Source organism: Ruegeria sp. AI3 (assembly GCF_056541245.1).
Genome location: NZ_JBQFYA010000021.1, coordinates 36,866 through 58,533 on the forward strand (window position 1 = coordinate 36,866; position 21,668 = coordinate 58,533).

Consider the following 21,668-nt stretch of genomic DNA (forward strand, 5'->3'; position numbering starts at 1 on the left):
AGGTTCAGTTTTCCTTGGATTGTCCGGTGTGCTTTACGCGATAGCCCAGCGGGAAAAGTTGCAGATCATAGCGGCTACGGATCACGCCCCAAATGCCTTTTGGCGCCTTGAGCATGACGACAATTGCGACCACGCCGAGAACGATCAGGTAAGTTGTTCCTAGGTCGGCCAGCGTTTCGCGCAGCGCAAAGAAGACGAGTGTGCCGATGATCGGTCCTTCGATGGTACCGATGCCGCCGATCACTACGATGAAGATGACGAAGGCAGTCCAATCATTGACGCTGAACGCCGCATCCGGCGATATGCGCAGCTTTTGCAAGAAGATCAGCGCGCCGATCATCGCCGTGAACGCCGACGTGACGACGTATACAATGAACTTCGTGCGCCAGATATCGATGCCAAGGCTACCGGCGGCCAGTTCGTTGTCCCGAATTGCCGTCAGCGCCAACCCTTGGCGCGAACGAAGAAAGAGATACACGGCTGTCACCACCAGCACAGCGGCTCCAAGCGCCAGCCAATAACTGAGCGCTTCTCGCATCGCACGCCCGGACGCCAGTGATTTCACGATGGCAACGGGCAGCGAAGACCCTGACCCTCCGCCAAGCGCCGAGATTTGCGCGAAGCTCAGCCGAAAGACCTCTGCGATGACCCAGGTGCCAATGGCAAAATATGCGCCTCGAAGCCTGAAGATCAGAACAGCAACCGGGATCGAGATCAAAGCGCCCAGCGCACCTGCGGCTGCGATAGCAACCAGTGGGTGCAAACCACCCAGCATCGTGAGCGCAAAGAGCATATAGCCGCCGAAGCCAACATAAGCCTGCTGACCAACCGAGACGAGACCGGCGTAACCCGCCATGAGGTTCCAAAGAGTGGCGAGGGACAGGTAGAGAAACAGCTCTCCCATCAAGCGCATGTCCGCGCGGCCTGCCCACCAGGGCGCTGCAATCAGAACAAGCAAACCGATTGCGGCCACGATCGCTGCAACGCGCGCTGCTTTTGATGACCGAGATACACTGTAGTCCTGCAAGTTCATCCGGAAACCCTCGGGAAGAGGCCGTTCGGACGAACGGCAAGAATAACAAGGAAGGCAATATGGCCAGCTAGTACTTGCCAGCCCGGATCAATCTTAGCTCCGATGGTTTGCGCGACGCCAAGAATAACGCCGCCAATGAGAGTGCCCCAAAGGTTGCCAAGCCCGCCGATAATGACAGCCTCAAAGCCAAAGATCAGGCGGCCCCCGCCAATCGAGGGATCAAAGCTTGTCCGAATGCCAAGCAGAATACCGGCGATTGCCGTCACGCCGAGGGCCAGCGCCATGGCCAAGCCAAAGATGTGTCGGCGATTGAGGCCCATCAGCTGGGCAATGTCTTGATTGTCGGACACCGCTCGAAATGCGCGACCGATAGCAGTGTGATAAAAGGTCCATTGGAGCCCCCAGATCACGGCGATTGCAATCCCGAAAGTCAGCAGCGGCAAGATCCCGAGGGTCACACCGCCTACCGCAACGCTGGCTGTTTCCAGAGCACCAGCATTCAATGTTTGCGGGTCGGCTGTGTAGACCTCCAGCAACCCGTTCTGGATGATTACACTCAGCCCGAAGGTCACAAGCAGCGGTGGAAGGATATCGTCGCCCAGGGTTTGGTTCAGTAGGCCGCGTTGAAGGGCATACCCAATCAGAGCCATAGCGGGAACGACAATCACTAATGCGGCCATCGGGTGCATTCCGGTCGCGGTCGTCACGGTCAGCCCAAGATATGCAGCCAACACAATTAGATCGCCATGGGCAATATTGACTAGCCGCATAACCCCAAAGATCAACGAAAGACCTGCGGCAAACAGCGCGTATAGCCCGCCCAGCAAAGCTCCCTGCACGATAGCGTTAAGCCATTCCATATTATTCGATCCCGAAATACGCGCGCGAAATGTCTTCGCGCGAAACGGTGTCAGACGCGCTTTCCAGCGAAACGCGCCCCTCCTGCAGGCAGTAGAGCCGGCTAGAGACCGACAGTGCCTTGGTGATGTCTTGTTCGACGATGATCGCACTCATGCCCTCACCGATGATGCCGGGCAGAGCGTCGTAGATATCTTTAATGATGATCGGCGCCAGCCCAAGGCTGATTTCGTCGAACAGGATGAGATCTGGATTGGACATCAGGGCACGCCCAATGGCGACCATCTGTTGCTGACCGCCCGAAAGCGATGTAGAAGCCTGATCTTTGCGCTCCTCAAGGATCGGGAACAGATCATAGACAGCTTTCAGATCCCAAGGGCCTGAGCGACCAACTTGAGCCCCGATCATCAGGTTTTCCTTGACTGACAACGATGGGAACAACTGGCGACCTTCTGGAACCATGGCGAGGCCAAGTACTGCAACTTGGTCTGCGCGAAGGCGGCTGATATCCTGACCACGGTAGTGAATCTGATCCCGCCCGTTCGTCAGCAACCCGGTGATTGACCGCATCAGGGTCGTCTTGCCTGCGCCGTTCGCACCAATGATGGCCAGAACTTCTCCCTCGCCGACGTCCAATTCGACATCATAGAGCGCTTGGAAATCGCCGTAGTAGGAGTTCAAACCGCGTGTCTGAAGAATTGAGTCAGGCATCGGCTTCGATCCCCAGATAGATTTCCTTTACTTCAGCGCTTTCCATGATTGCCTGTGGCTCGCCTTCCGCGATTTTTTTGCCAAAGTCGATGACGATCAGACGATCCACGACGGCCAGCAGCGCATGCACAACATGTTCGATCCAGATGATGGTGACGCCAGCGGCGTGGACGTCTTTGATGGTCTGGACCAGTGACTTGCACTCGGCTTCGGTCAAACCACCTGCAATCTCATCCAGCAACAGCAGTTTGGGCTTGGCGCAAAGCGCACGTGTTAGTTCCAGGCGTTTGCGCTCCAGCAAAGTCAGGCTACCAGCAAGAACGTTTGCCTTGGGCAGCAGTTCTGTTTGGTCCAGAACCTCCAGACAAAAGTCTTCGGCCTGATGTCCGTGCATGCCAGCTGATTGCGTGGCGGCGATCATCGCATTTTCGAAAACAGTCATGCCCGAAAACGGCTGCGGGACCTGAAAAGAACGCGCGATGCCTGCATGGCTGCGCTTTGCCGCGCTCCATTTGGTGACGTTTTGCCCACTGAATTCTATCACCCCGGAATTGGATTTGAGCGTCCCAGTGATCAGATTGAACATCGAGGTTTTGCCAGCGCCGTTGGGGCCTATTACCCCGAGAGCCTCGCCTTTGTGGACCTCATAGCTCATGGCATCGGCGACAGTTACCGCGCCAAATGCCTTGCTCAGGTCTTGGAGTCTCAAGATTGTCGTCATGCTTCTCTCGGATGGAGGGTTCGGCACCAAGATCGGCGCCGAATGTCTGGTCAGCCCAGCAGTTTCATATCGGCCGTGATCGGAACTTCGGGCGCGGTGCTGTTCGCAACAATCTGCAGCTCATAGGCGTCTCCGGACTTCTGCCACTGGCCTCCGACCAGCGGAGTTTTGGTGACGTTGTTCATCGGCCCATCACCCCAGTTCACCGGCCCGACAATTGTGTTCAGGTTGGTTGAGGTGATTGCCGAAATGATCGAAGACGGGTCTTCCAGATCATCCGCCCGTTTGATGACATCAGCGACGACCTCGAACAGAGCGTGTTTAAAGCCAAGGGGTTGAGTCCAGGGGCGACCGGACTCTGCGGTATAACCTTCGGCTAGGTCTTTCGAGGAAATGCCGGTGAGTGAGGACGAGAACGGATGATGCGGGGACCACCAGACCTCGGTCGACAACCCGTCACCGCGGTCTCCCAGCGATTCAATGACGGATGGGAACAGAAGCGCCTTGCCAATGGTCACGACCTTTGGGTTGAACCCTTGCTGGGCGGCCTGGCTCCAGAACGTAGCGAAATCAGGTGGGATCATGTTACCCGTGACGATTTCGCAGTCGGCAGCCTTGAACGCTGCGATCTGGTTTGAGAAGTCGTCGGACAAAGGCTGATAGCGACCGGGATCGGTCAACGTGTAGCCAGCTGCGGCGAGCGGTTTAGGCAGGCCCAGTTCCGCATCGCCCCAAGCATTACCGTCGGCATCGTTGGGGAATAGACCGCCGACGGTTTTTGTGACACCCGTTTTATCCCACATATCAAGGAACGCCGCGATCACGTCTTCCAAACCCCAGAAGAAGTGATAGGTCGTTTCAAAACCCTCACCCGGAACACCATTGCGGCCAAAGAAATAGGGCTGCCAAGGGCAATCAGTCGTGATGCAGGGAACTTCGTTGATCTCTGCCTGATCCGCAACAGGGTTCACCGTGTCCGGCGTTGAAGCCGCTACGATGATATCGACCTCATCGCCCAAGATCAGGTCAGCGGCGACCTCGGCTGCGCGGTTGGGGTTGGACTGGCTGTCTTTTGAGATGATCTCGACGTTCCAAGTCTTTCCGTTATTGTCCAACCCGGCCGAAAAGACCTGCTGAATGGCTTGAAGCACATATTCATCAGCCTCGGCGAAACCAGCCAGTGGACCGGTACGCGGGCTGACATTGCCAATCCTTAGCGTCGGGTTTGCCGCATAAGCACGCGTTGCCCGGAGGATGGCCGGAGCAGCGATTGCCGCCGTAGCCCCGGCAATAAAACCGCGCCTTGTGGCCGTCTTAAAAGTCTTTGTCATTGCGTCCTCCCTTCACCGGCCTCCCGCCAGTGTTTGATTGATCTTACAAAGTCTTCTCGAGATTTTTCAGATGTTTCGCGACACGTTGGCGAATCTGATCTGCTTCGCCCTCGGCCCATTTCCTGAAACCTTCGCCTGATTTCATGCCCAGCTTGCCCGCATCGACAAGCGACTTGAGGTAGGATGAAGGGCCTTTATGCGCCTCAAGATCGTGTAGTACGTTTTCGTGGATATCGAGTGTTAGGTCAGTACCAACCAGATCTGCGTTTTCCAACGGGCCAAGGACTGCCAATCGCCGCCCAAAGCTGGACTTGATCACGGTATCAACGGCTTCCGCATCGCAAATACCGTTTTCCACCAGACTGACCGCTTCGCGCCACAGCGCATGCTGAAGGCGATTGCCGATAAAACCGGGCACGTCCTTCTCGACCATCACCGGAGTTTTTCCTGCGTCCTTCAGCAGATCGAACATGGTTTGCGCGATCTTGGGATCTGTCCATTCCGTCTTGATAACTTCAACTAGCGGGATCATATGCGGCGGGTTCCACCAATGCGTCCCCAACGCGCGTCTTTTCAGCCGCAATCCAGACATGATCTGAGTGATGGGCATGACCGACGTATTTGAAGCGAGGATGCAGGTCTCTGGTGCGTGCGCCTCGATCTCAGCAAAAATCGCTTGCTTGAGCTCCAGCTTTTCCGGTGCCGCTTCGAACACAGCGTCGGCGTTTCGAACCGAACCTTCCGTCGTCGCAAAAATCTCAATCATCTTGAGGGTTTTCGTGATTGTGACCTCGTCATCCCCCATCGCAGCCATGCTGGCACGAATGCGGTCAGGCACGGTAGCGCGCGCCTCTTCAACGGGATCTGTGATGGCCACATATTGACCTGCTTTTGCTAAGGTCAGGGCGATACCGTGCCCCATAAGACCCGCGCCGATTACCGCTATCTGCTGCTTTTTGCGCGCCATTCTTTAACCCGCCGTGTATCCGCCGTCGGCATGAAGGATATGCCCGGTGTAAAAATCAGATGCCCGCGACGCGAGAAACAAAAGAGGACCCGCAAGGTCTTCAGGCTCACCAAGTCGTCCTTTGGGAACACGGGTCAGGAAACCGTCACGCACTGCCTTCGCTTCGTCGGTGTCTTCGAACATCCAAGCCGTCAAAGGCGAACGGAATACCGTTGGCGCGATCGCGTTGACGGTGATCCCTGTTGGACCTAGCTCACATCCTAAGGCTTTGGTTATCCCATTCACAGCAGCCTTTGACGCGCAATACGCCGTGTAGCCAGCTGGGTGACCCAGGATGCTGCGCGCGGAACTGACGAAAATGATCTTGCCGTATTCGCTTTGCTTCATGTGCGCCGCCGCCGCGCGTGCCAACAGCCAGCTTTGGTTCACATTGGCGTCCATCACTGCGTCGAAGGTCTCTGGCGCCATTTCGTTGATCGGCGCAACTTTGTTCATACCGGACGCGACAACGAGAATATCGAGCCTACCAAAATTATTGACTGCTTCTTCTACCAGCGCACTGCAGGATGCCTCGTCGGACGGGCGCGTATTCACCGCAACGACGATCGCACCAAGCGACTTGCACTCTTTGGCGATCTCGTTGAGCGCGTCCTGATTGCCCGCAGCCAGAACCAGATTGCACCCAGCTCCGGCCAAGACGCGCGCTGCGACCGTGCCAAACGCGCCGGATGCTCCGGTGATCAGTGCGACGTTGTCTTTTACGTCAAACATCTTGAGTGGATCAGACATTCTTTTCGTCCTCAGCTTTCTGGCGGATACGGAATGACCACCAGCATTTTGCAGGTGTGGTTGGCGCGGTTTTCAATTTTGCGCACTTCGCCCGGTACGATCGTGCAACTATCCATCGGCCCAAGAATGGTTTCTGTGCCGTCAACGATGACGGTCATCTCACCCTCCAAGACGACGTAGACTTTCTCAAAAGGTGTGGAGTCCGGCCCGGCACCACCACCCGGTAGGAACTGGCTGAAGCCAATCCACTGATTTGTCGGCCCGCCTTCCTCAAACCCTTGCAAGCGAAGCCCATGACACCCAAAATGGTTCGGTGCTTCGTAGGGTTGGGCGTCTTGAAAGCGCTTCAGATGCATGTCCGTCTCCGCTCAAGGTTATTGGCGGCCGCCGGCGAACCGGCGACCGGTCCGTGAGTGTTCAGAATTCTTCGCCAGCTTCGATGCGGTAGGACTGGTTCTTGTCGATCATCGCAACCAGTCGGATGATGCAGCCGTCGCCTCGGTCCCAATTCCATGGGAAGAAGGCGAATGTGCAGCGCTTGCCTGTCACCGCATCCAGATCCCCACCGACATTTTCAATACCGAGAATACCTTTGGAGAACAGCATGTTGTGCACTGGTTCCCACTCGGGGAAATCAACCTCCCACGGTGTCCCCCCTGACCATTCAAGATATTCTTTTTCAAGGTGTGGCAAAATTGGACCGTTACGCTGCGGGCCAATGGCCGTTGCCAGAGGGTGATCGTTTGCCTGGGTGTCGTGGCCAACGACTTTCACACCTTTTTCGATCATCCACTCGGCAGCGGAAGGAACAAGCCCCGGGCAATAAGCAAAGTAGTCACCGTCTTCGTACTGCTTATGCCAACCAGTGTTGATGATCAGAACGTCGCCCGTGCGGATTGCGTGCCCGCAAGCCTTCTCCAGATCATCTCCTGTGATTTGCTCCCACTTCTTCTTGGGAACCGAGACGACCAATCCCGAACCAAAGAAATGCGGCAGCGGAACTTCGTCGATGAACGGCGTTCCCTGAACGACATGCGCTGGAGCATCGATGTGCGTTGTCACATGCATCGTTGTGGTAATCGTCTGAGACAACACGCCGGACTTGGCCATATAGTGCTTTCGGTCGATTTGGACGTCTTTGAAATAGGGCCAGTTCGGGCACTGGAACCCGTATCTGTGGCTAAGGTTGTAAAACTCGAGCCCCATGTCATTGTCGGTGTTTGACTGAAACTCAATGCCGCGGATTTCGACCATTGGGCATATCTCCTTTGTTCGCCGGCAACGCGGCGGTGTTCGCTTTTCAGTTGTCTGGGTGGCCTCCCCACCTGTCCCGTATGATGATGCACGCGCACCGCATTACGGTCAACTTAAAACTCACTATACGGTTGACTTGCACCGCATTGTGATACAACACTAAAAAATCGCCAGGCATCCAAAGCTACGATGCCAAGACAGAATGGGGTAGGTTAAATGTCTGAAAAACCGGATAAAGGTGGCATTCAGGTCATTTCCAGAGCAGCCTCTATTTTGCGTGTTCTAAAAGAAAGCCAATCCGGAATGAGCTTGGGGAAAATCGCCGAGCGTGTTGACCTGCCCCGCTCTACGGTACAGAGAATCACAAGTGCACTTGCTGAAGAAAAACTTGTCATAGCAGATGCAAATGGAGGTGGCTTGAGGCTCGGCCCCGAACTAAGCGCTCTCGCGGGTGCCGCGCAGTACAGCATCGTCGAACACTGCCGGCTGCTTTTGACAGAACTGACCCAAAAGACCGGGGAAACCACAGACCTCGCCGTCATGCGCGGTATCGGCATGGTTTTCTTAGATCAGGTCCCAGGTGTCTATCGGTTGACGACCGTTTCGCAAGTGGGCGAGGTTTTTCCACTGACCACCACTGCAAATGGGAAAGCTTGTCTCGCTCAACTCGATGAAGAAGATGCGACAAAGCTCATTCAAAACGAATGGGAACGGAATGGTATACAAAGGAATTTGGATGAGTTCCTTTCCGAACTGAATACGGTCCGCGAACAGGGCCTTGCCTATGATTTGGACGAGCATTCCGCCGGCGTGTCGGCGATCGGGTTTTCTTTCGTCGACTGGGTCGGAGACCTGCACGCGATCTCAATTCCAGTGCCAACGACGCGATTTGCGCGACAAAAAGAAAGCATCGAAAGAGCTCTGCTGGAAACATCCTCAAGTATTCATCAAACCTTCCATTGAATACATGAAAACGACTGTGGCTCGATTTAGGCTCGGGACGGGTCAAGCTTTTGTGTCTGCAATAGACGCGAAGGTGCTGTCAGATGAATTCGAACCAGTCTTTGTTTGCCGCGTAAATTGCGTACCTATTCGGAACAAAGTTGACGCCACTCGGCAAGAGCGGCGGTGCGTGTTAGCTTGAATGTATCTCTGCGGGTCAGCGATTTTTCCTGTTTGAAGTGGTTGTATACTGAGGAATGGACGGCGGCAAACTTCTGCAAACTTCGCATCTGTTTGAAACGTTGCATCGCGCGTCCGAGTCGTCGGAAAGGAAGGTGTGAATTCTCGACTCCGTTGTTGAGCCACCTACCCGTCCTTTGTTTTTTGGTAGCGCAAAGCTCTCTGAGAGCGGCCTTGTACGATGCGAGGCGATCCGTGACGACGGTTTTCGCTTTACCGTGTCATTTCATCTACTTCTTGAGGAATTTCAGTACTGCAGCATTGTTTCGGCGTTTGGTAACAACGGCTTCCAATACATCGCCTTCGTGATAAACAGCCCGCGAGAGGTAGTGTCTCTTGCCACTCAACTTCACGAAAAGCTAGTCCACGTACCACTTCCATTTGGAGAATGCGCTCAGCTGCTGAACACGCTTTCTTCGGAATTCAGCAGCAAACACTGGGCCAAACCTATTTCACCAATACCGAACAGTTTCGTGACTCACATCGATGCCTCGCTCGTGCAACAAGTCTTCGACATTCCGAAGCGAGAGCGGGAAACGGATGTACAGCATCACCGCAAGGCGGATGATCTCGGGACTGGTTTTGAAGTACTTGAAAGAGGCAGGTTTGGTCATTCCCAGACGCTAGGCAACACCCCCACCCCGCTCAAGCAAAGCCCTTCTGACAAGAACCTAAATCTCGTTATAGCCGAGCCTCGAAAGGGCACTGGCGACCGCGGGTTCTGTCGGATTCAGACTTCCTTCGCGTGCCCATTTTTTGATGCATATTTCCGTTTCTCTGGGCTTAACAAATTCACTCTCTTTAGCCAAAATTACTAAGGCGGCCTCACGAGGTGTAAGTCCCATCGCCTCACAGACTCCCATTGCGTAGAGTTGGTCATCTCTTTCACTTACAACCGAAGATACCTTCATGGCCGAGAGCGCCATGTCTACACCGATTTCATAAACCATTGTTACTAAAACACCCTTTTAACCCAGTGATATGAAGTACAATGGACTTGGTGCTCGAAGCTTTGGTAACGATTACGCGAACATTATTTATTCTTAATCAGTAGGCACTTTGCGATGGAACAACTATTGGCTCGTTTCGTCTGCGGTTCTCGAAACAGCGTTTTGCGATGCATTCAATAACTTTCCTTGCCGCATTGGAAACAAACACGTTTGCATTTACACGCTGAGATCTTGCAACAACACTTCCTTGTAGTACTTCGCGTCCACTCGTTTTCACTCGAGTAAAAGATCGTCGCAATCGGCAAAGTACCAACCCTCTGAATAGTTCTGTGCCATCTTGGTTGCACTGCGCCTAATCCGGGTCGCTTGGCGCTGCTGCCGCTTTCCCGTAACTATGTCGAAACGCTGCCAGAGAGTGCGCGAGCAGAGCGTGAACGCCATGCCAAGACAGAGGGACAGGCCACTCTGTTGATCTGGCAAGCTCTGTTATCAGGCACAAGCAGGTACAATCCCTTAACGCACCGCCCCCTGTGGAGCCACGGCTACATCGGCCACTTTAGTGTGCCGCACATCCATCAATATGCAACGGGCGAAGGCCTAACCGCGAGCCAGGTTTGGGGAGTTGACGGGTTCAATCCCGCGTTCGTCGGCCCCCCTACTAATAGCAACCAAGTGGAACATTTGGGCATTAGCGCATTGCTACAGGGCGTGGCGCATGTGCCGGGCGCAGTCTTAGCCGCCACTGAAGCATTCGAAGTCTTCGTCGATCACGATGACCCAGCCGCTGCCCGAGCGGATAGGGCATTGAACGACGTCGTGAGAACAGTACTACTCCCCCGCATGGAGGAAGATCCGAACGCGCTGGTCTCTGCATTGACTAAAGCACTCCAATAGCGTTGCCACTTTGTCAGGCCAACTTTGATGCCGTTATCCGCATTATCGAGATAGTCTGTTTCTTTATCCTGGGCGGCAGTCCGGAAGCGGACAGTCGAAATAGGTGCAGAAATCTGCCGGTTTGGGCTCAGTATTGCCGTTCTCTGCGGTTTGCATGGTTGGCGGGTCGCAGCCCCAAGCGGACATTTTATGAGCTACTGCACTTCGCAGTCAGGCACAGCTTCAAGGCTGATGCCTTATCTAGACTTAACAATCGCTCTTTTTGGAAATGTGTGTTCGGTTAGCGCATCTGGCCTAGAAGCAATTTTGCGTTTAGCGTGGTGCCCACTGTGGGAGTTCAGTCTTTGGAAAGACGTCTAGCAGCGATACTTGCCGCCGATGTGGTTGGCTATAGCCGTCTTATTCGAAATGACGAAGCCGGCACGCTTGCAAGGGTCAAATCCCATCGCGAGCAGTTTTTTGAACCAATTGTCGCTTCGCGACATGGGCGCATCGTCAAATTGATGGGCGACGGCTTGCTTCTTGAGTTTGCAAGTGCAGTTGAGGCCGTTCGGTGTGCGTTGGACATGCAACACTATGTAAGCGTCGCTAATGCGGACCTGCCGCAAGATTCGCAGGTGCGATACCGGATCGGTCTCAATGTTGGCGACATTGTCGTCGATCAGGATGACATTCACGGGGATGGTGTAAATGTCGCCGCACGCATTGAAAGCCTGGCTGTCCCGGATGGCATTTACATGTCGGCTAGCGTTTTCGAACAGGTCCATACCAAGCTCGATCTCACCATCGAAGATTTGGGGATGCGAGAGGTCAAGAATATCTCCGAACCCGTTCACATCTACTGCCTTGCAATGGATAAAAAGGCGAAAGCCATCGTTTCTCCTATCGTGCCACTTACGAACAAGCCTTGGAAAAATCGCCTAACCACGGTTAGTTGCACCGCAATTGTACTGGCGTTAGTAGTCGCGGCATGGCTTCAACCTTGGTCCGTGGTGCAATCCCCGGACACGGATGAACAAGCCGCAGCCCTGTCTGGCAAACCCTCCATCGCGGTCATGGCGTTCGACAATCTCAACAACGACCCAAGCCAAGATTACCTCAGCGACGGACTGAGTGAGAACATCTTGACCGCCTTGTCCCGTTTTTCAGACTTCTTCGTAGTCGCCCGAAATTCGACATTTTCATATAAGGACACTCCGGCAGATATACAGAAAGTGTCAGAAGAATTGGGTGTTCGCTATATTGTTGAGGGGAGCGTTCAAATTGCCGGTGAGCGTTTGCGCGTGACGTCCCAACTCATTGATGCGACGACGGGCCAGAATATCTGGGCAGACAGCTATGACCGAGACCTACAGGACATATTTTCAGTACAGGATGAGATAACGCGAACCATAGCTTCGCTTCTCTCCACGAATATCGATTTGGCAGAGTACAGCCGTCTTAAGCATCAGCCTACTGATAGTCTTGGCGCTTACGAATTGCGCAAACGCGCGCAGGAGGAGTGGTTTACCTTCACAAAAGAAGGAAACATAAGGGCGGAAGAGCTTAGCGCAAAAGCCATTGCTCTCGATCCGAACTATGCCGGGGCGTATGTCGAAAACGCTTGGGCACATATTAACGGGTATCGTTGGGGGTGGACGAACTCTTTAACGCGCGAGGAATCACTGGAGCGCGCGTTTGAGATGGCGCGGAAAGCCATTGAACTGGAACCCTTCAATTTCAAAGGTCATTGGGTCTTAGCCAATGCAACCACTCAAAGCGGTAACCTTGAGCGGGCTGCTTCGCTTTACGACAAAGCAATTGCTCTGAATCCAAATTCGGCATCCGTTCTGGCAGATTCCATCGACCCTCTCGTCTATGGCGGCAAGGCGCCTGAAGCCGTTGAGCGCATGAAACTGGCGATCCGGCTGAACCCACATCACCAAGACTGGTATCTTTGGAATCTGGGTTGGGCTCAGTACTTCACCGAGGAGTATGAAGATGCAAAGGCTTCCGTTGAACAAATGAACGAAATACCCGACGGCTTGAAACGCACCTACGCGCCAATTCTTTTACGCCTTGGTCTTCCCAGTGATGCGCAGACTATTATCGATGAGTTTCTAGCGGCCAATCCCGAATTCACTATCCAAGAGGCGATGAATGCGCCATTCGAGAGTGAGGCGTATCTCAATCGGTGGGTAGAGGATCTGCAAAAATTGGGTGTGCCTGATACCAAAGAATGAACGATTTTTCGAGTTTGCTTTGCGGATGTCGCTACCAGACTCAGACACCCACAACTATCGCGACAAACTTTAATCCTGCGATTTGCGGCTGTGGCTTTGTAGTGTTTTCAGCCCAAAACGGGCCTTGCTCGTCGGGCTTTGCAAACGCCTATTTGCGGACAAACGCCGCCATTCAGCCTCAGCGACTGATCCGTCAGGATAAAGCAGTCTCCAAACGTTCCAACGAATTCTGCGGCCACACCTCATCGAATTTGTAAAATTCCTCGAAGATAGGAATGTCCTCGCTGAGTGGCACCCAGGCCTGTTTGCTGCTCGTGAAAATCTGTGCATCCGGAGGACATTGATCCGGGTTGTCCAGTGTTCCGACGCGCACGTACCTTAGCTTTCCAAGGCGGATCATGTAGCTGCTAAAAACGGCGACGCCGCAATCCCCACAGCGCGTAATAATCTGACCTTTCCCGCTTGGAGTGGAGAGCTCATTTTCGGTGATTGGCCCTTTGCACGTCACGCGATCAGCCTCAATGATGGCGTTCAAGACGTAGGCTGCTCCGGTTTGTCGCTGACATTCGCTACAGTGGCAGCAATGCACGAACATGGGTTGTGATGTCATCTGATACGTTACGGCTCCGCAGCCGCATTTCCCTTTGATCATTTTTCCCCCGAGTTGTTTCCTTGTGTTCAGCCATGGCCCTTATTGGACCAGCTCATAATGCTTGATAGAACGCGACTCGACCAATTCCGCCTTCGCCGGATCGATATGCGGGCTCTGGTAGTTTTCGCCGACAAAAGCCTTTAGAGCCTCTAGGTTTTCCCACACCATGACAAAGCTGAATTCTCGTGGTGTGTCAGCACGTGCGGTACCAGGAAACACTTGAACGATGCCCTTAGTACCTCTCATCAAGGGTATAGCTGTTTCATGGAAGAACTTGCAGAACTCTTCCTCTTTGCCTGGCCGAGTCACGACCTGAAAGATGCGCATTATCATTCGTCCTACCTCCGTAAAGTACGGTTCCTGAATGTATGAGCGCCTCTGGTTCTATGACCATATCATTTTGCTACGGGTGTGTCTGCTTTGGGCTCCGACGTGGCCATTCTCCGCGGCCTGCATGAATAGCTGGTCGCAGCCCAAACCGGACATTCGAAACTGGGATTCGCAACTCCCGAGATGCGGGAAGAGGTGGCCATTTCCTTTTTGTACAATTGAATGCGACAAGCCAATGCGAGTTTGTTTCGGGAATCAAACTTGCGGTAAGACAAATGCGTAGAGGCGTGACTTTTTTCCATCATCGGTCAAGATGTATAGAACGCCACCACTTTCATCCAAAGCTATCCCCTCAGGGTTCTTCACTTCCTTTACTTCATCCTTTTTGGAGTAAATTAAGTCGATAGTTTTGACCGTCAGAACTTCAGGATCAAAAACGAATATTCGGCGCCCTTCATCGCTGAGTATCCATAAAGACTTGGTCTCGCCGGACCAGGCGATCCCGCTGATGTCTAATTCGTCATCGTCGGCACGAGATGAAACAAAACCAGCTTCAGCCGTTAATGGAACTACTCCAATAATTTCATCAATTTCCGAGGAAATGACGAGCAGAAGCCTTGGCTGGCCCTCAATGACTACGAATACTTGCCCAGAGTCTTGATCTACAGTGATCCCTTCCGGTCCCTTGTTCAAAGGGTTCTCAGCAAGCATTTCCGCAACTTTGCCGTAGCCCCTGAGTGAAGAAAGTGGAGTAGAATTGACTTTGATTGGGTCCGTAGGTTGGACCGTTACAATAGATCGGTCAGTTTCTTGTAACAGCAATACAGACCCATCATTTCTTCCAGCGACACCTTCCAAGTCTGCACCTAGATGTTCTGGAAGTTTGAACGAATTCTTTAGCTCTCCATCTACTCCCAGAAGGTGCAGCTTCGATGCTTCATCGCTTACTGCCCACAAGAATCCATGAACACTGGAAAGCGACAATCCGGATGGCTCAGAAAAGCCCTCTGATTTGTCTGCCACTTTGTAAGACTCAATAAGTTCCAACATATCAGTCTGCGCTCTCACTGGGCTGGTTAACGCCAAAGTGTTGGCGACCACAGCAAGGCTCGCGCAAATTACCTTCGCTACTCTTCGTTTGTGCCGGTCATTTGACTGGTTCATTCGAGATAAATCTGCGCTTGTGTGGATCTGGTTCATATTCGATCAAAAATCGATGTTGTCCAACCTAACACAGTATTTTGCGGAAGTATGATGTTTGATCCCGCAAGGCTTTACCGAATGTAAATTCATAGGGTTGAATTAGTTTATGGGCGTGCGACTTGGTCGAGAGGTGTGGAGTGATTGCTTCAAGTTACGCACTTTGGAGCGACTATTCGACGGTACAGCGGGAGGGAAAGACTTTTGAGTAAGCTGTTTTCAATAGCATCGGTCCTTTCGGCCGTGCTTTTGCCTAGTATTGGCTATTCTCAAATTGATCCTGCTTCCTTGCTCGCAGGAACGTCCGAATCAGAGATAGTGATTGAAAGAGGCTGGACTCAGTTCCGCGGCAAGCAGGAACTCTACTTTTTCACGCTAGACGTCATTGTAACGATCATTTTGACCGCTTTGATTGTTTATCATCCCGTTCGACGTAAAGCACGCCGAAGTGTCAGCGATCTGGTTATGCCCAGACTGTTCTTCCTTTACGCGCTAATTGGAATGGCTGTGGGATTCCTGGTAGTCCAGCACGGGTCAATGATTGGGTTCGTTATTTTTGGCATCGGCGCGTTGCTCAGGTTCCGCTCCAATCTGGATGATCCGGTCGATACAGTCGAAATGATAATCGTAACGGTTCTTGGTCTTGCCGTCGGTTTGGGCTTACCGCTGATGGCCACTCTGGTGGCGATTGTGTGTTGGTGCTTCATTTGGCTCGGAGGGCGAAACAAGGGCGTGGAAGTTTCGCTCAAGGCTTCGGATGAAGAACACTCATTGAAAGTCAGCCGAGACATTGAAGCCATGGCCGCAGACGCTGGCTGGAAGCTTGTCAGAAAACACCACGTCCCAGGAAAATCTCGCGTTTCGTTGCTTTTCATCACCTCGGGAGGACTTTCAGAAGCCCGGATAGAAGAGATGGTAAACGATCTGGTCCCAGAAAAAGTCGAACTGAAACTCAACCTCTAGTCATTTCACAAGGTCTAATCGTTTCAAAACAGCATTCGGAGATCTGATCTCTTTCGGGAGCGACTTGAAGTTTACCGACCTTTCGAAATCAGGCCCTCGATATACTGCTATCCCAAACTCTCCGTTCGGCTGGAACTTAACATGAGTGAAGCTGTGAGGTGATCTGGCGCTATCGCCAATAAGCCGACGCGGACCACCTCCCAAACAAGCTTGAGAGACGTAGGCCACACCGTCTTTCCAACCGGGATAGAAGGCATGATGGTGGCCTGACAGGTGCAGAACGACACCGCTTTCCAGGTAGATTTTCTCAAGTGTTGAGTCACCGATGATTTCGCGTTCGCGCTGGATCGCGAAGGGCCAAAGCGGAAGATGACTGAAAGTCACAATCGGGTCTCCATTTGCACCCAGTTCCACAAGTCGGTCCTGTTGATCACCGGATAGCGGCCCTAAGGTCGTAGCATCCAAAGATGCAAACGTTACGCCCTGCATCTCAAACGCGTAGAAGAACGGGTAGTCATCCGAAACCAGGAAGTCGACGTCTGGTTTTCTTGGTTCCCATTCTTCTGCGTATATTTTTCTTTCACGCTCGAACCCACGGTACGCAGAGGCATCATGGTTCCCAGGCGTGACCGCAAATGGAATGCCGGCAGCCTCTAAAGGGTCTGATACGGCCTCGTGAAACGCCTTCCACATCTCCCTGACCTGTTTGTCGGATAAGTTGGGGATGCGCTGCCCCGCAACCATATCTCCGGTCGAAATAACCAAATCGGGATCAATCTCGACTATCCGCTCAATCGCTTTGTCGACGCGGGCATCGTATCTTACCGAACCATAGCTTCCGTTCAGATCCGATATGACGATAACATCCAATGCCACCGCTTTGCAGGCGATCAGAGCGGTCCAAATGAACGCCGTAAAAAGGGTGGAAAGCTCACGGGGCATTGCAGTCCACTGCCTCTACCTCGGTGTCGTTTCTCAAAAAGAATGCGACAGGATCCAAGTCGAACATTAAATCACCATTAGAACAATTGTCCTGGAGAATGGACGTTGCCAGCTCGGTGTTTTTCACAACTTGGGCAATCTGACTGTCTGACAACCCAAAGCTTTGCGACAACCAGCCGTAGACGGGACCTTGAGATTGAAGATCATTATTCAAAGCAACCAAGCGCCGGTAGGTGCTTGGAGAGAAGTGCCGCATTTTCTCCAGCATTTGAGTAGATTTCGAGAAGTTGGCATACTCGACCCGCCCCCCAGCATCGTTGTCGTTTAGATTGCTTCGACGGATCAAAAGCGCGTGGGCAGGAACATCTCCATCCTTTGGCTGATGGTGCTTCGCTTTCTTATGCTTCAGCATTCCGTCTTCGACCCAATACCAATAGGGTGAGAAGTCTATGTTTCCTACGCGGTCCTGCTGGCTAAAGATGAAGTCGAGGAGAACAATTTCGGAGAGTTCTTGCATCCAAAATGCCATCTGTTGGTCGCTGACATCGGGACCGAGATCCTTGTTGATCATCCGGTCTTTTCTGCCTTCTCCGACGCCCTCTGCGATTGCCTCTGACAATGGTTTTGAAGACCGCAAAGCCAAGAAAGCGGGGGTTTCCTGAAAATCGCGGTTCTGACCTTTCCCCCAACCAGATTTACGGGTGCCGTTGATTTCCGAGCCGTATCGATGCCCAGGGCTATCAAGCAGCACACCATATATTTGCGTTCGATCTGCGGTGAACAGATCGTCGGTTGGCTGGTATGAGTTCGGGTCAGCATCCGCAGCTGCGAAGACCCGCCAGCCTTCGTGGTTCATGCGCCCGCCATGAGAGCCACCAGAAATCGCAAGGCCAGGCTCGGCGACCTCGGAGAAATGCGCCTGGGCGTCCATGCTACGCCAAACGGCGACTGGAACTTTGACAGTCGCGTCGAAATATCTGGAGAAATGATAGTAAAGCAGTGAAGACGTGGAAAACGTTCCACTGGTGCCTTTTTGGTTCATGGTGGACTTGAATTTAGCCACCCTGTCCATGGCCAGATCTTTTGCTGCCTTCCCCTCTTTGCAAGCGTTTCTCTCGAATTCAGAACGGTTCCCCATGTAAGGTCCTTCCGAAATATTGTAGACGGCCATTCCTGGGCTGGTGCTCCAGGTTTTCGGGCAAATGGCAATTTCGGAGGCATAGAAATCGATCTCGCAATAGGCAGTTTCTTCTTCAAGATCGCTGTTCTTGTACTCGCCCGTTGGAACTTTTTCGATCCGAATACAGCGTTCCATAACACCATTGGGACTATCAAATGTCGTGGCTTCACCTAGAACATCGTCGTTCGCCCACAAGACAGTGGGTGCAATGAGAGCAAGTGACCCCAGAAGATTGAACTTCATTTGGATAGTCCTCCCGGTATCATTTAGGGCAAATCGCTGCCTGTTGTTCGGTGGAGATTTTCAACTTGGGGTCAACACTAAAGTTGGAGAATTTTGAGTCGATCCACTGGTCGCACCCGCCTGAACATGGGGCCCCATTTCGGGCATCATTCCAATATTCCTTGGCCCTTTCTTCTGTCCAACCGCAAAACTGAACGAGCGCCATCGCCGACAATGCACCTGAGGAATGAACCCCCCACATACAGTGCACCAGAACAGGGCCCTTTCCAGGGTTTTCAATCACCTCGTGTATGGACGCCATGACAGCACCGGGTCGGGAGGATCTGGCGCTTTGATAGTCAAGGGACCCGTTTCCACAACTGGTGCGACCGTATTCGGTGTTTTTGCCAAAGTCGGCATAAAAACCGGTTGAAAACCCTTCATTGCACAGAGTTTCGCGTTGACCTTCACTCAGGCCAGTTCGATCCTTGTCGCCGCCCTTGAAACCGGATCGATACAACACTCCGCTTAAGACTGGGCGAAAGAAAGCGACACCATCAACGCCTCCGTCACCCCCCTTTGAAAGCATTTGACTGTTGGTTGGACCGCCATTTCGACTGGTCACGTCAGAGTTCGCAGCGGTTGCGAGAAAACCAATGAATATGAGGGACGCAAAAAACCGCATGCCAACTCCTTTCTATTCTTGAACCTCTGATGCCCAAACCTTTGCGACCTGATAGTCTCTCGGAAAGGCTAATTCACGACGACCATATCAAGTGGGCAGTTAGCTTTCCGCTGTGGAACTTTAAATAGGCCACACCAGATTGATGATAACGACGACCACGAAGTAGGCTAGAAAAACTTTCCAATTCCATTGGTGCTTGTTTTCTTCGTTGATCACGCCAGCCGATTTCAATGCCAGGTTAGTGATGATCAAGGCGACTACGATGACCGCCGCGTGTGCCAGGTCGAAATGCAAGTTTGAGCTCCTTCTTCAAGATTTGGGATTGATGGAAATTTGTCAGCAGTCACCTGATGGCAGCATAGCTACTTCTGAGTACCTTCCCTCAGACGTCGTAATCCGAGCACATGCACCAGTATCCTTGTTAAACCAGTACGAGGTCAGACCTTCGCTTCGGATGAGTTCAAATCCGAGACTTTGGATGCCCATTTCAGCTTGGCCCGCTCTTGCCCCTTCAAATGACGAAAGATCGCTAGCGCTGCCCACAGTTGGTGCACTTGCATCCACCGATCCGTCACTATCGTCGCATGCTGCAAGCGCAGCAGTACACGCCGTGCCGATCACCAACAGGAACTTGGATTTCATCTGTTTTTCCTAGCTTCTTTGGGAATACATTTCCGGGTTTCTGGTTGATCAACTATTCAATTCCGAAAATTACGTTGTAGTCGACGGAAGAGTTGCTGCGATTGATAACCTCCACAACATGATCACCAGATTGCCAAAGCTGCCCTCGATACTCCTTGTCCGCCGACATCAATCCCAACAGTTCAGAACCATCGGGGTTGCGAATAACGTAGCCCAAGGAGCCATTTCGCGGAGCAACGCGGACGTAAAGAAACTGTTCGTTTTTGGCACCCAGAACGTATTGCTGCGACGCTCCGGGCGCGAGTTCACCGACGAGTTCTGCGCCAGTTGAACCAGCATCAAATTTGACACGTTGGCTACTAGTAGATCCGGCTGCGCCTGCCATGGCTCCTCCTCCATCATCCATCGCCTCGACAACCGACATCTCGCCGATTCTTCCATCCTTGTACGCGATGCAGCGCCAAAGTGTTCCGCCTGCGTCTCGCAGCATGACGAGCGTACCAGCTTCCGAGAACTGAGAGCTTTCAATCGTTCCGGATTGACCGTCTGGTCCACCAACCTGCCGCAAATGGTCGATACAAGCGTCGTCTGCTTCAGACATTGCAGAAGCAGCTGTGCCCGCGATTGCGAACATGGGTGTGAAGATTTTGATTAATAAGGGTTTCATCAGATGGTTCCCTGTTAGCTTGTTCTTACAGTTTTGTTCCGTACAAAGCGGAGCTTCACTTCGCTTCTTGTAACTTTGACAGAAACTCATCGCATGCCTGTGCGCTACCGACGATCTCGCCCGTCGTTTCAATTCCTTGCGGTGATGCCATTTCGGAACTTACGCGGTTGAGGATCTGATCCGCTTGCTCGGCGGTGATCAGGTTCTCGGCTTGTGCTCCTTTCAATGTGGAGCAGACACCGGCGGACAAACCTGTCGCAACGCCTACACCCATCGCGGCCCCGCCACCCAAGGTCATCGCCCCAACCACACCTAAGACGAGCCCGATCACAATACCCAAGATCACTTTTCCCATGTTTTCCTCCTTTTTGGTGAGACAGAGCTCCGCCTTCACTTCTGGCGCAAACTGCGTGCCCATTTGCAAGTTAAGACCAATGCCAACAGGTTAAGCACGGGTGCAATCGCTGCGAACCACGGTTTGAATGGCTCTGAAACCAAGTCCGATACAAGTATCCAAGGCAATCCCAACGGCAAAAGGAACACCCCAGACAAAGGGTCTCTTTCTTGTTCAAACCAGCCAAATGTACCCGTCAAGAACACAAACAAAGCCAGCAGGTAAAAGATCGCGAATACGATGGTGGTTATTCTACAAACCAAGTCGAGTTTTCCGAAGAGCAAGCCAGTGTTGCGCGGCGGTGTTCAGCCGCGCACCAAATTGATCACAATGCGCCTTCGTCGCCCAGGAACTCGATACCAGCTGTCGCGCCATCACTGTAAGCAATACAATTCCATGCGGCACGATCCTCGCCAACGCCGACGGTTACTTGTGTTCCCGCCTCGCTGAACGCAGACGACAGCACCACGACTTGCGAATTGTTCGTCGTATTGGCGACATCACGGAGGCATGCCTGCTGGGCCGGAGTGAGTTCTGATGACACAGTCGAGCTGCCAGTATCTTCACATGCTGCAACCGTCAGAGCCCCAAGTAGTACAGCGGTGGGCGTCAAAAACTTCTTCATTGTCGTTCCTTCTATGGTTCCAACTAATACTTGGCCAAAGACGCAATACAAAATCAACTATTTGATTGTGTCGAGATTTTTGCGTGAAAGCGGATGCCAGACGGGACAACTTGTTTTGATGGCTAAAGTCATGCGAGCAGTAGATCCATTCAAACTTCTGCTTTGGGCTCGAAGCAGTCATCCGACAGCTTTAGTCAAAGGACTGTTTTGCGGATGCAAGCGGTCATTGGGGCCGCTTGCGGGATAGATAGAGG

The 21,668-nt window shown here is 52.7% G+C and carries 24 protein-coding genes and 1 pseudogene; 3 read left to right on the forward strand and 22 right to left on the reverse strand.

The genetic code is table 11. The annotated features are described in order from the left end of the window. Nucleotides 1-4: 4 nt before the first annotated feature. From ACRZ95_RS21945 to ACRZ95_RS21985, 9 genes are all read right to left on the reverse strand, one after another. Nucleotides 5-1,033: a branched-chain amino acid ABC transporter permease gene (locus tag ACRZ95_RS21945; protein ID WP_170681645.1), complete on the reverse strand. Its 1,029-nt coding sequence runs from the start codon at nucleotides 1,031-1,033 to the stop codon at nucleotides 5-7. Next, on the reverse strand, nucleotides 1,030-1,893 hold the full coding sequence (locus ACRZ95_RS21950) for a branched-chain amino acid ABC transporter permease (RefSeq protein WP_170681648.1): 864 nt from the start codon (nucleotides 1,891-1,893) through the stop codon (nucleotides 1,030-1,032). The genes ACRZ95_RS21945 and ACRZ95_RS21950 overlap by 4 nt, the downstream gene beginning before the upstream one ends. A gap of 1 nt (nucleotide 1,894) precedes the next feature. Next, nucleotides 1,895-2,602, reverse strand: coding sequence for a branched-chain amino acid ABC transporter ATP-binding protein (locus ACRZ95_RS21955; RefSeq protein WP_170681650.1), 708 nt, complete (start codon nucleotides 2,600-2,602; stop codon nucleotides 1,895-1,897). Further along, nucleotides 2,595-3,323, reverse strand: coding sequence for an ABC transporter ATP-binding protein (locus ACRZ95_RS21960; protein ID WP_170681652.1), 729 nt, complete (start codon nucleotides 3,321-3,323; stop codon nucleotides 2,595-2,597). The genes ACRZ95_RS21955 and ACRZ95_RS21960 overlap by 8 nt, the downstream gene beginning before the upstream one ends. Before the next feature lie 50 nt (nucleotides 3,324-3,373). Then, the gene (locus ACRZ95_RS21965; RefSeq protein WP_170681654.1) at nucleotides 3,374-4,654 is read right to left on the reverse strand and encodes an ABC transporter substrate-binding protein; all 1,281 of its coding nucleotides are present in this window, start codon (nucleotides 4,652-4,654) and stop codon (nucleotides 3,374-3,376) included. A 43-nt stretch (nucleotides 4,655-4,697) separates the two neighbouring features. Next, complete coding sequence (locus ACRZ95_RS21970) at nucleotides 4,698-5,621, reverse strand: 3-hydroxyacyl-CoA dehydrogenase family protein (protein WP_170681656.1); 924 nt, start codon at nucleotides 5,619-5,621, stop codon at nucleotides 4,698-4,700. 3 nt (nucleotides 5,622-5,624) lie between these two features. Continuing rightward, the gene (locus tag ACRZ95_RS21975) at nucleotides 5,625-6,410 is read right to left on the reverse strand and encodes an SDR family oxidoreductase (protein WP_170681658.1); all 786 of its coding nucleotides are present in this window, start codon (nucleotides 6,408-6,410) and stop codon (nucleotides 5,625-5,627) included. Nucleotides 6,411-6,421: 11 nt separating this feature from the next. Further along, nucleotides 6,422-6,766 (reverse strand): cupin domain-containing protein, encoded by a 345-nt coding sequence (locus tag ACRZ95_RS21980; protein ID WP_170681660.1) that lies wholly within the window; start codon nucleotides 6,764-6,766, stop codon nucleotides 6,422-6,424. A gap of 61 nt (nucleotides 6,767-6,827) precedes the next feature. Then, nucleotides 6,828-7,664: a cyclase family protein gene (locus ACRZ95_RS21985; protein ID WP_425083499.1), complete on the reverse strand. Its 837-nt coding sequence runs from the start codon at nucleotides 7,662-7,664 to the stop codon at nucleotides 6,828-6,830. A gap of 216 nt (nucleotides 7,665-7,880) precedes the next feature. Here ACRZ95_RS21985 and ACRZ95_RS21990 point away from each other — a divergent pair, with 216 nt between their 5' ends. Then, nucleotides 7,881-8,627 carry an IclR family transcriptional regulator gene (locus ACRZ95_RS21990; RefSeq protein WP_170681662.1) on the forward strand — a complete coding sequence of 249 codons (747 nt, stop codon included), beginning with the start codon at nucleotides 7,881-7,883 and terminating at the stop codon, nucleotides 8,625-8,627. A gap of 125 nt (nucleotides 8,628-8,752) precedes the next feature. Here the strand turns inward: ACRZ95_RS21990 and ACRZ95_RS21995 are convergent. Beyond that, nucleotides 8,753-9,460 (reverse strand): annotated as a pseudogene (locus tag ACRZ95_RS21995) (IS6 family transposase). Between the two features lie 57 nt (nucleotides 9,461-9,517). Beyond that, entirely contained in the window at nucleotides 9,518-9,796 is a 279-nt protein-coding gene (locus ACRZ95_RS22000; RefSeq protein ID WP_170474689.1) for a hypothetical protein, read from the reverse strand. A gap of 1,238 nt (nucleotides 9,797-11,034) precedes the next feature. On the opposite strand from ACRZ95_RS22000, the gene ACRZ95_RS22005 reads away from it, so the two are divergent. Beyond that, the gene (locus ACRZ95_RS22005; RefSeq protein ID WP_170681749.1) at nucleotides 11,035-12,912 is read left to right on the forward strand and encodes an adenylate/guanylate cyclase domain-containing protein; all 1,878 of its coding nucleotides are present in this window, start codon (nucleotides 11,035-11,037) and stop codon (nucleotides 12,910-12,912) included. A 193-nt stretch (nucleotides 12,913-13,105) separates the two neighbouring features. On the opposite strand, the gene ACRZ95_RS22010 is transcribed toward ACRZ95_RS22005, so the two are convergent. From ACRZ95_RS22010 to ACRZ95_RS22020, 3 genes are all read right to left on the reverse strand, one after another. Continuing rightward, complete coding sequence (locus tag ACRZ95_RS22010; RefSeq protein ID WP_039522548.1) at nucleotides 13,106-13,564, reverse strand: GFA family protein; 459 nt, start codon at nucleotides 13,562-13,564, stop codon at nucleotides 13,106-13,108. 39 nt (nucleotides 13,565-13,603) lie between these two features. After that, complete coding sequence (locus tag ACRZ95_RS22015; RefSeq protein ID WP_170681748.1) at nucleotides 13,604-13,897, reverse strand: antibiotic biosynthesis monooxygenase; 294 nt, start codon at nucleotides 13,895-13,897, stop codon at nucleotides 13,604-13,606. Nucleotides 13,898-14,149: 252 nt separating this feature from the next. Further along, the gene (locus ACRZ95_RS22020) at nucleotides 14,150-14,944 is read right to left on the reverse strand and encodes an SdiA-regulated domain-containing protein (RefSeq protein ID WP_170556650.1); all 795 of its coding nucleotides are present in this window, start codon (nucleotides 14,942-14,944) and stop codon (nucleotides 14,150-14,152) included. A 354-nt stretch (nucleotides 14,945-15,298) separates the two neighbouring features. Here ACRZ95_RS22020 and ACRZ95_RS22025 point away from each other — a divergent pair, with 354 nt between their 5' ends. Further along, on the forward strand, nucleotides 15,299-16,057 hold the full coding sequence (locus ACRZ95_RS22025; protein WP_170465773.1) for a DUF4956 domain-containing protein: 759 nt from the start codon (nucleotides 15,299-15,301) through the stop codon (nucleotides 16,055-16,057). On the opposite strand, the gene ACRZ95_RS22030 is transcribed toward ACRZ95_RS22025, so the two are convergent. From ACRZ95_RS22030 to ACRZ95_RS22065, 8 genes are all read right to left on the reverse strand, one after another. Further along, a complete protein-coding gene (locus ACRZ95_RS22030) occupies nucleotides 16,058-16,999 on the reverse strand; it encodes a metallophosphoesterase (protein WP_170681746.1) in 942 nt (313 codons plus the stop codon). It lies immediately after the preceding gene. Continuing rightward, on the reverse strand, nucleotides 16,989-18,422 hold the full coding sequence (locus tag ACRZ95_RS22035; RefSeq protein WP_170681744.1) for a hypothetical protein: 1,434 nt from the start codon (nucleotides 18,420-18,422) through the stop codon (nucleotides 16,989-16,991). Before ACRZ95_RS22035 ends, ACRZ95_RS22030 begins: the two co-directional genes overlap by 11 nt. Before the next feature lie 19 nt (nucleotides 18,423-18,441). Continuing rightward, nucleotides 18,442-19,086: a protein-tyrosine phosphatase family protein gene (locus ACRZ95_RS22040; protein WP_170681742.1), complete on the reverse strand. Its 645-nt coding sequence runs from the start codon at nucleotides 19,084-19,086 to the stop codon at nucleotides 18,442-18,444. Between the two features lie 120 nt (nucleotides 19,087-19,206). Further along, the gene (locus tag ACRZ95_RS22045) at nucleotides 19,207-19,380 is read right to left on the reverse strand and encodes a hypothetical protein (protein WP_170355752.1); all 174 of its coding nucleotides are present in this window, start codon (nucleotides 19,378-19,380) and stop codon (nucleotides 19,207-19,209) included. Nucleotides 19,381-19,422: 42 nt separating this feature from the next. Continuing rightward, nucleotides 19,423-19,728, reverse strand: a complete 306-nt coding sequence (locus tag ACRZ95_RS22050; RefSeq protein ID WP_480555596.1) for a hypothetical protein — start codon at nucleotides 19,726-19,728, stop codon at nucleotides 19,423-19,425. Between the two features lie 52 nt (nucleotides 19,729-19,780). Then, nucleotides 19,781-20,395: a hypothetical protein gene (locus ACRZ95_RS22055; protein ID WP_170681740.1), complete on the reverse strand. Its 615-nt coding sequence runs from the start codon at nucleotides 20,393-20,395 to the stop codon at nucleotides 19,781-19,783. 55 nt (nucleotides 20,396-20,450) lie between these two features. Continuing rightward, nucleotides 20,451-20,750: a hypothetical protein gene (locus tag ACRZ95_RS22060; RefSeq protein WP_170681738.1), complete on the reverse strand. Its 300-nt coding sequence runs from the start codon at nucleotides 20,748-20,750 to the stop codon at nucleotides 20,451-20,453. A 364-nt stretch (nucleotides 20,751-21,114) separates the two neighbouring features. After that, the gene (locus ACRZ95_RS22065; protein WP_170681736.1) at nucleotides 21,115-21,414 is read right to left on the reverse strand and encodes a hypothetical protein; all 300 of its coding nucleotides are present in this window, start codon (nucleotides 21,412-21,414) and stop codon (nucleotides 21,115-21,117) included. Between the last annotated feature and the right edge of the window lie 254 nt (nucleotides 21,415-21,668).

Excerpts from the sequence above, each read along its gene's own strand:
- ACRZ95_RS21945 (WP_170681645.1), bottom strand. The coding sequence starts at position 1,033 with ATGAACTTGCAGGACTACAGTGTATCTCGGTCATCAAAAGCAGCGCGC.
- ACRZ95_RS21950 (WP_170681648.1), bottom strand. The coding sequence starts at position 1,893 with ATGGAATGGCTTAACGCTATCGTGCAGGGAGCTTTGCTGGGCGGGCTA.
- ACRZ95_RS21955 (WP_170681650.1), bottom strand. The coding sequence starts at position 2,602 with ATGCCTGACTCAATTCTTCAGACACGCGGTTTGAACTCCTACTACGGC.
- ACRZ95_RS21960 (WP_170681652.1), bottom strand. The coding sequence starts at position 3,323 with ATGACGACAATCTTGAGACTCCAAGACCTGAGCAAGGCATTTGGCGCG.
- ACRZ95_RS21965 (WP_170681654.1), bottom strand. The coding sequence starts at position 4,654 with ATGACAAAGACTTTTAAGACGGCCACAAGGCGCGGTTTTATTGCCGGG.
- ACRZ95_RS21970 (WP_170681656.1), bottom strand. The coding sequence starts at position 5,621 with ATGGCGCGCAAAAAGCAGCAGATAGCGGTAATCGGCGCGGGTCTTATG.
- ACRZ95_RS21975 (WP_170681658.1), bottom strand. The coding sequence starts at position 6,410 with ATGTCTGATCCACTCAAGATGTTTGACGTAAAAGACAACGTCGCACTG.
- ACRZ95_RS21980 (WP_170681660.1), bottom strand. The coding sequence starts at position 6,766 with ATGCATCTGAAGCGCTTTCAAGACGCCCAACCCTACGAAGCACCGAAC.
- ACRZ95_RS21985 (WP_425083499.1), bottom strand. The coding sequence starts at position 7,664 with ATGGTCGAAATCCGCGGCATTGAGTTTCAGTCAAACACCGACAATGAC.
- ACRZ95_RS21990 (WP_170681662.1), top strand. The coding sequence starts at position 7,881 with ATGTCTGAAAAACCGGATAAAGGTGGCATTCAGGTCATTTCCAGAGCA.
- ACRZ95_RS22000 (WP_170474689.1), bottom strand. The coding sequence starts at position 9,796 with ATGGTTTATGAAATCGGTGTAGACATGGCGCTCTCGGCCATGAAGGTA.
- ACRZ95_RS22010 (WP_039522548.1), bottom strand. The coding sequence starts at position 13,564 with ATGATCAAAGGGAAATGCGGCTGCGGAGCCGTAACGTATCAGATGACA.
- ACRZ95_RS22015 (WP_170681748.1), bottom strand. The coding sequence starts at position 13,897 with ATGATAATGCGCATCTTTCAGGTCGTGACTCGGCCAGGCAAAGAGGAA.
- ACRZ95_RS22020 (WP_170556650.1), bottom strand. The coding sequence starts at position 14,944 with ATGTTGGAACTTATTGAGTCTTACAAAGTGGCAGACAAATCAGAGGGC.
- ACRZ95_RS22030 (WP_170681746.1), bottom strand. The coding sequence starts at position 16,999 with ATGCCCCGTGAGCTTTCCACCCTTTTTACGGCGTTCATTTGGACCGCT.
- ACRZ95_RS22035 (WP_170681744.1), bottom strand. The coding sequence starts at position 18,422 with ATGAAGTTCAATCTTCTGGGGTCACTTGCTCTCATTGCACCCACTGTC.
- ACRZ95_RS22040 (WP_170681742.1), bottom strand. The coding sequence starts at position 19,086 with ATGCGGTTTTTTGCGTCCCTCATATTCATTGGTTTTCTCGCAACCGCT.
- ACRZ95_RS22050 (WP_480555596.1), bottom strand. The coding sequence starts at position 19,728 with ATGAAATCCAAGTTCCTGTTGGTGATCGGCACGGCGTGTACTGCTGCG.
- ACRZ95_RS22055 (WP_170681740.1), bottom strand. The coding sequence starts at position 20,395 with ATGAAACCCTTATTAATCAAAATCTTCACACCCATGTTCGCAATCGCG.
- ACRZ95_RS22060 (WP_170681738.1), bottom strand. The coding sequence starts at position 20,750 with ATGGGAAAAGTGATCTTGGGTATTGTGATCGGGCTCGTCTTAGGTGTG.
- ACRZ95_RS22065 (WP_170681736.1), bottom strand. The coding sequence starts at position 21,414 with ATGAAGAAGTTTTTGACGCCCACCGCTGTACTACTTGGGGCTCTGACG.